At 36.4% G+C, this 12045-nt stretch carries 12 protein-coding genes; 3 read left to right on the top strand and 9 right to left on the bottom strand.

The window, feature by feature from the left end; all coding sequences use genetic code 11:
• Nucleotides 1-151: 151 nt before the first annotated feature.
• Together dprA and ODZ84_RS14750 are read right to left on the bottom strand one after the other, a co-directional pair.
• Nucleotides 152-1261, bottom strand: a complete 1110-nt coding sequence (gene dprA, locus ODZ84_RS14745) for a DNA-processing protein DprA (protein WP_266173145.1) — start codon at nt 1259-1261, stop codon at nt 152-154.
• A gap of 38 nt (nt 1262-1299) precedes the next feature.
• The gene (locus ODZ84_RS14750) at nt 1300-2067 is read right to left on the bottom strand and encodes a rhomboid family intramembrane serine protease (protein WP_266173146.1); all 768 of its coding nucleotides are present in this window, start codon (nt 2065-2067) and stop codon (nt 1300-1302) included.
• 273 nt (nt 2068-2340) lie between these two features.
• On the opposite strand from ODZ84_RS14750, the gene ODZ84_RS14755 reads away from it, so the two are divergent.
• Nucleotides 2341-3285 (top strand): DUF3078 domain-containing protein, encoded by a 945-nt coding sequence (locus tag ODZ84_RS14755; RefSeq protein WP_266173147.1) that lies wholly within the window; start codon nt 2341-2343, stop codon nt 3283-3285.
• A gap of 146 nt (nt 3286-3431) precedes the next feature.
• Here ODZ84_RS14755 and sufD read toward each other — a convergent pair whose 3' ends face one another.
• The 5 genes from sufD to ODZ84_RS14775 form a co-directional block, all read right to left on the bottom strand.
• Nucleotides 3432-4739, bottom strand: coding sequence for a Fe-S cluster assembly protein SufD (gene sufD, locus ODZ84_RS14760; RefSeq protein WP_266177375.1), 1308 nt, complete (start codon nt 4737-4739; stop codon nt 3432-3434).
• Nucleotides 4740-4903: 164 nt separating this feature from the next.
• On the bottom strand, nt 4904-5647 hold the full coding sequence (sufC, locus tag ODZ84_RS14765; protein WP_266173148.1) for a Fe-S cluster assembly ATPase SufC: 744 nt from the start codon (nt 5645-5647) through the stop codon (nt 4904-4906).
• A 189-nt stretch (nt 5648-5836) separates the two neighbouring features.
• The gene (locus ODZ84_RS23660) at nt 5837-5986 is read right to left on the bottom strand and encodes a GxxExxY protein (protein WP_408612436.1); all 150 of its coding nucleotides are present in this window, start codon (nt 5984-5986) and stop codon (nt 5837-5839) included.
• 54 nt (nt 5987-6040) lie between these two features.
• On the bottom strand, nt 6041-7489 hold the full coding sequence (gene sufB, locus ODZ84_RS14770) for a Fe-S cluster assembly protein SufB (protein WP_266173149.1): 1449 nt from the start codon (nt 7487-7489) through the stop codon (nt 6041-6043).
• A gap of 82 nt (nt 7490-7571) precedes the next feature.
• On the bottom strand, nt 7572-7901 hold the full coding sequence (locus ODZ84_RS14775; RefSeq protein WP_266173151.1) for a HesB/IscA family protein: 330 nt from the start codon (nt 7899-7901) through the stop codon (nt 7572-7574).
• A 392-nt stretch (nt 7902-8293) separates the two neighbouring features.
• Between ODZ84_RS14775 and ODZ84_RS14780 the strand changes: the two genes are divergently transcribed.
• A complete protein-coding gene (locus ODZ84_RS14780; protein ID WP_266173152.1) occupies nt 8294-9160 on the top strand; it encodes a GLPGLI family protein in 867 nt (288 codons plus the stop codon).
• 132 nt (nt 9161-9292) lie between these two features.
• Here the strand turns inward: ODZ84_RS14780 and ODZ84_RS14785 are convergent, their stop codons facing one another.
• Both ODZ84_RS14785 and ypfJ read right to left on the bottom strand, forming a co-directional pair.
• A complete protein-coding gene (locus ODZ84_RS14785; RefSeq protein WP_266173153.1) occupies nt 9293-10096 on the bottom strand; it encodes a hypothetical protein in 804 nt (267 codons plus the stop codon).
• A gap of 144 nt (nt 10097-10240) precedes the next feature.
• Nucleotides 10241-11095 (bottom strand): KPN_02809 family neutral zinc metallopeptidase, encoded by an 855-nt coding sequence (gene ypfJ, locus ODZ84_RS14790; protein WP_266173155.1) that lies wholly within the window; start codon nt 11093-11095, stop codon nt 10241-10243.
• A gap of 494 nt (nt 11096-11589) precedes the next feature.
• On the opposite strand from ypfJ, the gene ODZ84_RS23665 reads away from it, so the two are divergent.
• Nucleotides 11590-11751 carry a bacteriocin-like protein gene (locus ODZ84_RS23665; protein ID WP_408612344.1) on the top strand — a complete coding sequence of 54 codons (162 nt, stop codon included), beginning with the start codon at nt 11590-11592 and terminating at the stop codon, nt 11749-11751.
• Nucleotides 11752-12045 lie beyond the last annotated feature (294 nt).

The raw sequence follows: 12045 nt of genomic DNA on the forward strand, positions 1-12045 counted from the left end.
TTTTTCAAGATTCACAATACCTTATTTGCTGATTGTTAAAAATTTAATAATAATGTGTCGAAATATTATTGAATTAATAATTTACCATTAAATATTATTAAAAATTAAATGTTATCTCTGAAATAATGCAATATTAAGAAATCATTAATTGTTAGATTGCTACAAATTGCCTCCCGGAAAGCGATTTAATTCTCCCTAAAAGTTCCAATTCCAGAATTACAGGTAAGATTTTATAAGAGGGAAGAGAAATCTCATTACATAAATCATCTAAGGAAATGTATGGTTGGTCTACAACAGCACTATATATTATACTTTGATTTTCAGTTAATTGTATGGATAATCTGCTTTCCGGAAAAAGTTCGGGTATTCTGCTGTCAGGCTTGTTAAAATCCAATGCATCAATAAGGCCTTTCAATGTTGAAATAGCCGTTGCTTTGTTCTGAAAAATCAGTTGATTGCAGCCCTGGCTGTATTTATCGGTAATTTTTCCGGGGAGTGCAAATACTTCCCTGTTGTAGTTATTAGCAAAAGTGGCTGTACTTACCGATCCTCCGCCAAATCCCGTTTCAATAACGATGGTTGAAGGTGAGAGTCCGGCTACAATTCTGTTTCTCTGAATAAAATTTTCTCTGTCAGGCTTTCGGGATGAGTTAAATTCTGTCAGTAAAGCCCCTCCTTCCTGGAGTATTTTTTCCGAAAGCTTTTTATTTTTTGAAGGATACAGAAGATGAAATCCGTGAGCCAGTACCGCAACTGTAGGGATGTTATGTTGTACGGACTGTTCGTGAACCTCTTTGTCTACTCCTAAGGCCAAACCACTGACCGTGGTGAAAGGGTAGCTCTTGGTTTCGTCAAAAAAGTGGGTGATAAACTGCTTTCCGTACATGGTCATGTTTCGGGTTCCTACAAGACTTATTTTTTGTCTGGAATCATCATAATCTCCTTTTTGATAAAGGATAGCGGGAGCATCATCACACTCGCTCAAAAGACGGGGAAGCTCATTGCGGTGTCTTAATTTTATCCGGATATTATTCTTTTCACAAAAAAGAAGTTCATTTTCGGCAAATCTTAAATATTCGGGATTGCCAATTTCAGAAACGGCTTTCCAACCGATACCGTCGATGGTCTTGTATTCTTTTTTAGCATTTTCCCATGCTGTCCTGGCGCCGCCGAAAATTCTGACAAGTTTATAAAAATTCATATCGCCAATGAGTTTGCATTCACGCAGAGCAATGGCATACAGATGTTCTTCTGAATACATTTGTGTCTTTTGTTTTCACAAATGTAGAAAATTAAGTTTTATTTTTTCCGTAATTCGTCCAAATGATCCCAGATATCATCCTTTTTCTTATAAGGCAGTTCCAGAAAGTCTTCCGGATGATTTTCTCTGTATTCCTGCCATAATTTATCATCCTTTTCGTTATAATAATTGGGAAACTCCCAGATGTATTTTTTCTTTCTTTCACCTACCTTTTTGAACATAAATGCGATAATACTGCCTACCACAGCACCGGACAGGTGGGCCTGCCAGGAGATTTTACTAGGTTCATTAAGATTATAAAAAAACTCTTCCGGAAACATCCCCCAGATTAAGCTTCCGTAGTATAACACCACAAGCAAAGAGATCGTTAATAGTTTCATATTCCATTTAAACACTCCGCTGAAAAATAAGAAAAAAGCTAAAACATACACGACTCCACTGGCGCCTATTGTACAGCTGTACATATATTCACCGGTAACAATATCCACAGGAGGAAGAAGCCAGACCAGTAATCCTGTGGCCAGCCAGCCAATTACAAAAACTTTATTGGCGACGACCGGATAGAATTGATAAAGGAGAAACATCAGTACAGCGATCGGAATTGAATTACCCACGATATGATCAAAATTACCATGTAAAAGAGGGGACGTAATAATTCCTAATAAGCCCTCCGGCAATAAGGGAATAATTGCTCCGAAGCAATTTTCAAAAAAGCCGTTTAACTGTAGGAAATACCCCAGCCACATGGCAGAAAGCATCAGTAGAGGGTTGATAATAGCTCTCTTGGAAATTACATTTTTAAACATGCTGGTAGTACGTCAAATGAAACGCCAAGAGTAAATTTCGGAAAAAATGTCGATGATTTTAAATAGCTGTTGTTATTTTAAGACAAAAGGTTAGGATTTTCTTTTCTTTTTTAATTTCATGCTTAATATTGTGTCATTTAACTAATTAAAGTAGTTTATTATCACAATTAGAAATAAAAAAAACGTCTTGCCGAAAATATTCATGTTAAATTATTCTTTGTTCTTAACGAAAAAAATTATATTTAATATTTTTGCAAATGAAAATTTTGAGTAATGAAGAAGTTTCTATTATTTCTTTCCCTTTCTTTGGGAGTTTTTAGCAGTGCACAAGTAGTCATTGTAGACACGCCGGCCGTAAAGCAGCCCATAAAAGTGGTAGATACGATCAAGCATTGGTCAGTTTTGGGTAAACAAGCATTAATGATCAATCAGGCTGCCTTCTCAAACTGGGTGGGTGGTGGAGCAAACAATGTCGGTTGGCTGGCTTCGGTAGACTATAATATAACGTACGAGAAAGACAAAGATCTCTGGGAAAATATTATTCTTCTGAATTATGGACAAAATGATACCCAGGGTATCGGTGTGAGAAAAACACAGGATGTGATTAATATCTCTACCAATTACGGAAGAAAAGTTTCAAAAAGCTGGTATCTCTCCGTAGGGGCCGGTCTGCAGTCGCAGTTTTATCTGGGATACGAAGACGGGAATAATCCTGAAGCTAAGAAAATATCTAACTTTATGGCTCCCGGTTACCTGAATGTCGGTATGGGTATCACTTACCGGCCGAATGATAACCTGAATGTCACTTTAAGACCAAGCAATGCAAGATGGGCTTTTGTTTTGGACGAAAGCCTGCAGGTGGCAGGAAATTATGGTTTGAAGGCAGACGGCGACTCCTCCTTATTACAGTTCGGTTTTCTGGGAACGGCATCTTATAAATTTAAGATCATGGAAAATATAAGTATGACCAACAATGCTTCTGTTTTTTCCAATTATCTGGATCATCCGGAAAGGCTCGTTTTAGCCTACGGAATGGTTTTAAATTTAAAAGTAAATAAATTCATCTCTTCTAATATTACGGTAGATGTGTTGTATGACCATAACCAGATTCAAAAAACCCAGCTCAAACAGACTTTAGGAGTTGGTTTAGCGTATACACTCAATAACGGTGTAAAACGATCCGACAGAAAAGACAGCCAGTGGTGGATTAAAAAATAATATTAATAAAATCAAAGCAAATTTATCATCGATACGAGTGGGCTTCAGCCCACTTTTTATTTGCAGAGACAATCGGCTTTAGCCAAAATTTACCAAAACAAAAGCACTCCTGGCGAAGTGCTTTTTATCATCAATTATATATATTGTTAAAACTCTATATCAACTTCTAATTTCTCAGCCAGAAGCTTTGAAATTTTTTCTTTTAAAGGCTCAATATCAATATTCTGCATGGCATCATTGGCAAAAGCATATAATAATAAAGCCTGAGCTTCCTTCTTAGAAATCCCTCTGGCTCTCAGGTAGAATAACGCATCTTCGTTTAACTGACCTACGGTACAGCCGTGAGAACACTTCACATCGTCTGCAAAAATCTCCAGCTGAGGTTTTGTATCAATCTTGGCTCCTTCACTTAATAAAACATTGTTATTCTGCTGATAGGCATTGGTTTTCTGTGCAATTTTATCTACAAAGACCTTTCCGTTGAAAACACCGTGAGAATTTCCGCTGAAAATACCTTTATAATTCTGATAGCTTTCACAGTTTGGCTGATTGTGATGCACTGCCGTGTGATGATCTACCAGCTGATCTTTACCTATAATCGTAATTCCGTTCATGAAAGAATTGATATTCGATCCGTTCTGAATAAAATCAAGATTATTTCTTACCAGTTTCCCGCCAAAAGAGAATGTATTGACAGTGGTTAAACTGTCTTTTTCCTGCTTCGCGAAGGTATTGTCAATTAAATAGGAAGTATCGTTATCATTCTGAACTTTATGCCAGTCTGCTTTTGCGTTTGGATACGTGAAAATTTCCGTCACGGAATTGGTTAATACATACGTGCTGTCAAAATTGTGATGACTTTCGATGATTTCCACTTTTGCCCCTTCATCTACGATTAATAAATTTCGGGTATTATAGAACGTGTTCTCTTCCTGGTTTTGAGAAATGTAGAAAACATGGATCGGTTTTTCAATCACCACATTTTTCGGAACTTTCAAAAAGAAACCATATTTGCAGTATGCCTGATTTAAATTGGTAAAAGCAGACTTGTCAGAAGCAATGGTGTTAAAATAACGATCAAAAATATCTCTGTGTTTCTCGTCATTCAAAGCATAATTGAATGAAAGGAACTCAACATTTTCAATCGAAACTTTTGATAATTCTTTGCGAAGCTTGCCATTTACAAAAGTAATCCAGTCGAAATTTTCTTCTCCAAGATGCAGCTGGTCCAACTGCTCTTTGGTGATGTTATGACTTTCTTTCGGGAAAAAATTATATTCCTTTTCAGTAATTTCCTTTAGGTTGGTATATTTATATTCTTCGTCTTTTTTTGTCGGAAAACCAAGATTTTCAAATCTTTGGAGAGCAGCTTTTCTGTCGCCATCCAGAAATCTGTGACGTAGGCTCTCTAAAAATTCACCGTGATTTTCTATAATTTGTTCTTTTAATGCCATTACTGGTATATCTGTGGTTTGCACCATATTTCTTTTTATTTGAGCTAAAATATTATCATTACAATGAATGAATAATCTATTTGTCTTATTAGAGATTGTTATCGCTTTGATTCACGGGGAATGATGACGAGGAATTTTTTAATCTCTGAATAATCAAATTTTTCTTAGTTAAGAAGCCAGTCGTACCCTCTTTCTTCCAGTTCCAGCGCAAGAGATTTATCACCTGTTTTAATGATTTTCCCATTGGCCAGTACATGAACGTAGTCAGGTTGAATATAGTTAAGCAATCTCTGATAGTGCGTAATCAAAAGAACTGCATTTCCTTCATTCTTAAATGCATTGACACCATCTGCAACGATTCTTAGGGCATCAATGTCTAATCCCGAATCAGTTTCATCAAGAATTGCCAGTTTAGGATCCAGCATCATCATCTGGAAGATCTCATTTCTTTTCTTTTCACCTCCGGAAAAACCTTCATTCAGTGATCTTGAAAGGAAATCTTTTTTAATGCCCAATTGCTCAGATTTCTGACGAATCAAAGCCAGCATTTCTTTTGCAGGCATTTCGGATAGTCCTTTTGCCTTTCTGTTCTCGTTCATCGCAGCTTTGATGAAGTTGGTAACAGAAACTCCCGGAATTTCTACCGGATATTGGAAAGAAAGGAAAATTCCTTTGTGCGCTCTGTCTTCAGGGGCATCTTCGATGATGTTTTCACCCCCGAAAATAATTTCACCGTCTGTAACTTCATAATCTTCTTTTCCTGCAATGACAGAGGAAAGCGTAGATTTTCCGGCTCCGTTCGGTCCCATAATGGCGTGAACTTCACCAGGCTTTATTTCAAGATTAATCCCTTTTAAAATTTCTGCGCCATCTTCAATTTTGGCGTGCAAGTTTTTTATATTTAACATACGTTTAAATTTATCGCAAGGTCAAACTTTGAGTATTTACAAAAGCTTCAACGCTGGCGAATGAAATACTATTTCGTTTTTATTTTTTTAACATTAAGAATTTAAGTTTAATTCTAATGTATTATTTCTTTTTTAAGTAAATCAATGAAATTGATTTAAATTAAGATCTTTAAGCGTTCCGTGAATTCTTTATCCCAGCCTATTATTCCTGAAGTTTGACAAATATTCATTTACTAATAAGTCAACTTTTAGCCGAGTATCAATCTCAATCTTTTCATAATTGATTTTGGTATTGATTTGCTGATCAACCGAAAATCCTTTTTCTCTTAATTCCTTAATTAAACATTAAAATTTTAAGATAATGAAAACTTAACTTCTTAATGTTTAAATATGCTAACCTACAGAACCTTCCAGTGAAATTTCCAGTAGCTTCTGAGCTTCAATGGCAAATTCCATCGGTAATTTATTCAGAACGTCTTTACTGAATCCGTTAACAATCAGTGCAATTGCTCTTTCAGTATCGATTCCCCTTTGGTTACAGTAGAAAATCTGATCTTCCCCGATTTTTGAAGTCGTTGCTTCATGCTCCAGCTGAGCACTTGGATCTTTAATTTCTATGTATGGGAATGTATGTGCACCACATTCGTTACCCATCAACAGAGAGTCACACTGAGAGAAATTTCTTGCCCCCTTGGCCGTCGGCATTACTTTTACCAAGCCTCTGTACGAATTCTGAGATTTTCCTGCAGAAATTCCTTTGGAAATAATCGTTGATCTTGTATTCTTTCCGATATGGATCATTTTTGTTCCGGTATCGGCATATTGATGGTTGTTGGTTACAGCGATAGAGTAGAACTCACCGATTGAATTATCTCCTTTCAAAATACAAGAAGGATATTTCCATGTCACAGCAGAACCTGTTTCCACCTGAGTCCAGGAGATTTTTGCATTTCTTTCGCAAAGTCCTCTCTTGGTAACGAAATTGAAAACGCCACCTTTTCCTTCTTCATTTCCCGGGTACCAGTTCTGAACGGTTGAATATTTAATTTCTGCATTGTCCATGGCAATCAGCTCAACAACTGCAGCGTGAAGCTGGTTTTCATCTCTCGATGGAGCTGTACAGCCTTCAAGATAAGAAACATAACTTCCTTCATCTGCGATGACAAGCGTTCTTTCAAACTGGCCTGTTCCTGCCTGATTGATACGGAAATATGTAGATAATTCCATTGGACATTTTACACCTTTCGGAATATAGCAGAAACTTCCGTCAGAAAATACGGCAGAATTCAATGCTGCATAGAAGTTATCTCCCCGCGGAACTACTTTTCCCAGGTATTTTCTTACTAAATCAGGATGGTTTTTAATAGCTTCGGAAATAGAGCAGAAAATGATCCCTTTTTCCATCAGAGTATCCTGAAAAGTTGTCTTTACAGACACGGAGTCTATTACGATATCCACAGCAACGCCCGAAAGTCTTTTCTGTTCCTCAATATTGATTCCCAATTTTGCAAAAGTGGCCAATAATTCAGGATCTACTTCATCCAGGCTTTCTAGCTCTGGTTTCGATTTTGGAGCCGCGTAATATTTAATCGCCTGGAAATCCGGTTTTTCATACTTGATATTTGCCCACTCGGGCTCCATCATTTTCAGCCAGATTCTGAAAGATTCCAAACGCCACTCGGTCATCCATTCCGGTTCTTCCTTTTTAGCGGAAATCGCACGGACAATGTCTTCATTTAAACCCGTCGGAAAATCTTCATAATCAATTTTGGTTTCCCAGCCGAATTCGTATTTTTTATTTTCTAGATCGACTCTTAAATCGTCTTCAGTATATTTACTCATTATTTTTTTTTAGATTTCAGATGACAGATCTCAAGTACCGGAATTATTCCGACCTCTGAGATCCATCCTCCAATGTCTTTTTCTACAAAGAAAAACTTTCTCCGCATCCACATGTTCTGGATGCATTAGGATTGTTAAAAACAAATCCTTTTCCATTTAATCCCCCTGAATATTCAAGAATGGTCCCTGCCAGATAAAGAATTGATTTTTTATCTACAACAATTTTGATGTCATTGTCTTCAAAGATTTGATCGGTGTCTGTTTTTTCGTTGTCAAACTTCAAAACATATTCTAATCCTGAACATCCTCCACTTTTTACCCCAACTCTTATATAGTCTTCAAAAGGCTTAAACCCCTCTTCTGTCATCAGTTGGATGGCTTTTGCTTTTGCTTGATCAGATACTTTTATCATTGTATTTATTTAGAATGATTTAATAATGCAAAACTACGAACTAATTTCCGCAATCTCAAATTGAAGATATCTATTTTAACGATTCTGTTCATAGTAAAATCATCATTAAGATGATTCTTAATGTTAATTTTATATAATTTTTTCCGCGAAACATGAAAACCTTGCTTTTCGTTTAACTTTGACAAGTATTTTTCATCTATTTAAAAAAATTACTCTGAAAAAGATTGAATCATTAATAGTCATATTGATTTACCTACTTTACATTACAGCAAGTCGTATAGACTTGATGAAATTAAGTCAATATACATTCAAGAGATTAAAATTGCCGGTATTAATCTCCGAAAATATTCAGCAGAGTTAAGATGGATAAAAATTTAATAAATAAATACGGAATGAAAAAATTAGGTTTTATTGCTTTAGCCTTATTCGTACATACTGCTTTTGCACAGACCAACAGGTTTGTCTACCAGGTTACCATGAAATCGGATGCCACCAATAAAAATGAGGTAAAAACGGAAAATGCCTATTTAGATATTTCAAAAGACAAATCGCTTTTCTATTCTGAAAACAGATTTAAAAGAGATTCTATTATGCAGCAAAATTTTCAGAGTGGGGGCGGTAGAGGCTTCAACAGAGAACAGATGCAGGAATTAAGATCCAATATTAATTATTCTGTTGAAAAAGACAGAAACAATCAAAAAACTCTTTTTAAGGACAGGATCGGAAGAGATGCTTATGTGTATGAAGAAGACAGGCCTCTTAATTGGAAAATTTCTTCTGAAACAACAAACATCGGGGAGTATAAAGTTCAGAAAGCAGAAACGGACTTTGGGGGCAGACAATGGACGGCATGGTTTACAACAGATCTGCCTTATCAGGATGGACCCTATAAATTCGGTGGTCTTCCCGGCCTGATTGTAAAAGTAGAAGACACTCAGGGTGATTATTCCTTTGATTTGATGAAGAATTATAAAATCCCGGAAATAGCTGCTTTGAATCAATTTGGAAATACCATTAAGGTAAAACGAACAGATTTCTTAAAGCAGCAGGAAAAATTCAAAAAAGATCCGGTGTCTTTTATGACTCAGAGTGGTGGCGGTGGTTCTTCTCAAACCCGTGTGATGGGTAATGGGGGAATTGGTGCTCCAAGAGGTAGTGGGGGGCGCGGCGGAAATCAAAATCCTGCTGACATGAAAAAGAGAGAGGAGAGATTGAAAGATGAAGCAAAGAAAAACAGCAATCCGATTGAACTGCAGTAAGATAAAAATTCCGAAAAAACATTTCGGAATTTTTTTATCTGTAATGGATAATTTTAGTATTTAAAGCCTAAACAATATACAAGTGGAAGATGGGCATAATAAAAACTAACTAAGATTAATTTTATAGCTGTATTATTGAGCTATTGAGGTAATTTCTACTATTGTACTTTTAGCTCTTAATAACATTCCTGGTCCAGAGCAGTTTCCTGAAGAACCTCTACCGAGCGCGACCTTCCATTGGGAATTTGCTGGTAAAGCTGTCGCATAGACAATACTTCCTCCATGCTGAGAAGCACCTCCCGGGGAGTGTGATGCTGTACTATGTATTCTCACAGTATTTCTATCATTATCTGGAAAATCAGCAAAATAAGGTGATATTGTGCAGTCGGTGGCATTATGCGTGGCTTCATATGTCAAAACAAATTTATAAAAACCTGCTTTTGTAAAAGTAAATGTATTCGTTGAAGTACTATAGGTAACTCCATCGGCTCCATCTGTAGAAACAGAAATAGGGATGTTTTGACTAGAACCACTTGCAATTCCATTTAAGAAATTGTTCTGATTATTGGGAAGATAGTATATCGATGATTTCGAAGTTCCTTTTTCGCCGCTGTTTAATTTTACCCACTTGGTACCATTAAAATAATAAAATCCAACCGTATCTACATCTGCCGTCGTACCGGACCGACTGCCATTTGAGATACTTCTTATATAAATTATCGTAGAAGTTACTACTGAAGTCATGCTTTGAGCCCTCTGTCTGTCTACCCTCGGGACGAGTATACCGTCTGGATTTGTGGCTGTACCGGTTAATTGTTTTGCTGTAATATCTAAGGTAGCCTGAGGCTGGGCTGTATTTATACCTATCTGCCCGTAAAGAATCTCGCAGGGGAGGGCTAATGTCAATGACATTAGAAATGTAATTTTTTTTCTCATTTTATTGTGTTTTTCAAATATATAATTACCATGTAATTATATATTTCGGGCAAAGATAAAAAAAATTATTTATAATAAAAAAGTGAAAATTAGATGTTTTTCACTTTTATTACGAACCCCTGTTTAGATTTGTTATTTTTTGATTTATTTTAAAAGCTGATTAAAAGTGTCACCTTGTCTGATGTCTCCCGTATTATACCCTTTCATGAACCATTCCTTGCGTTGTGCAGAAGATCCGTGGGTAAAGCTTTCCTGATTCACATATCCTTGGGATCTTTTTTGAATATTATCATCGCCCACTGCTTCCGCTGCTTCAATAGCAGCATCGATATCTCCGGGTTCCAGAAAATGTTCGCGGCTATCGGTCTGTTTTGCCCAAACTCCGGCATAGTAATCCGCCTGTAATTCTGTGGCCACTGAAATTTTATTGAGTTGTGCTTCTGAATAATTTCCACTGGTTCGGGCTTTATTAGTTTCTTCTAAAACACCTACAAGATTCTGAACGTGATGCCCCATTTCGTGAGCCATGACATATGCAATAGTAAATTCTGTAACTTTTGCGCCGAATCTTGACTGAAGTTCTTTAAAAAAACTCATATCCATATAAACTTTACGGTCTGCGGGGCAGTAAAAAGGTCCCATTGCTGACTGAGCAGTTCCACAACCGGACTCCGTCACGCTTTCAAATAAAACCACTTTTGCAGGGCTATACTGCATTCCGTTTTCAGTAAATACCTTTGTCCAGGTCTCCTCGTTTTCGGCTGTAATCATTTGTACAAATTCACGGATTTTAAGTTCGTCGGGACTTAAATCTCTCTGCTCTGTACCGATACTGTTGCTTCCGGCATTTCCCGAATTAAGGATTGAAGAAGGATCACCGCCCAGGAAAAATACAATGGCAGCAATAATAAGAGTTCCAAGGCCTCCTCCAACAACGGCACCACCGCCTAAGCCCCGCCTGTCTTCCACATTACCGCTTCTGTCGTCTGTCCATTTCATAGTTTGTTATTTATATGTAAATTTAAAATTTTAAATAATATTTTCATCTAAAAATTATAAATAAAGTGAGAAAAGTTCAAGTTCCTTTTTAATTGTTAGATCAATCAGTCTTACAAAATGCCAAGGTAAAGATCTAGAAAAGATAGTGTAGGCGATGTTAGTATGGTTCTGAATTACAGTAGTTTGAAAACAATAAGTTACAAATGGGAATATCTAAAAACTTATAATTCCTAAAAGTAAGTCTCCAAAATAATTTATTAAATAAATTTATTAGTTTTGCTAAATGATCTAATAGTTTGGATTATGAAAAAATGGCATAAAATATTAATAGGTGTAGCTTTAATAATTATACTTATAAAAGTAGTCTTCCGGGAACCCTCAACATCTGCAATCACCACGCCAACAGATTGCTTTTCGCTCCCACCTATTAACAATACATCAAGATAGAGTACGCTGAAAATCTTAAGAGTAGGCAAAACAAATAATTACACAATATGAAAAATTTAAGAAAACTTTCAAGAGGAGAAATGAAAAATCTTAATGGAGGTATGAAATGGACAGACGATAGATGCGGAAATGTGATAGATAGAAGACGAGGAGCGAAGCCGGAGTGGATACAAGAAATACGTAACTGGTGGTGTAGTACTTTCGGGTAATGATATCACAAAATCTGTCTTACGGCTAAATAATATGGATAGAGAATCTTATATATAAGAGCCATTCTTAGGCAGAAGATAGATAAATACAAAAGAGACCGCTTTCACTGGTTTGACGGTCTCCTTTTTTCGATGTCCGGAAATTGTCTACTAAGCCAATTTTCTTTTTCCTGAAAGATCCTTTATTGAGTTCAATCATTCTTAAAGCTGTTACTGCTGGTTCACTATCATTAGTTTCCAGATCTCCGACGCTTTTCGTGATGAATCACTTTTGTATCATCCTTAATTTCATGT

Origin of the sequence: Chryseobacterium fluminis (assembly GCF_026314945.1) — a bacterium.
Lineage (GTDB): Bacteria > Bacteroidota > Bacteroidia > Flavobacteriales > Weeksellaceae > Chryseobacterium > Chryseobacterium fluminis.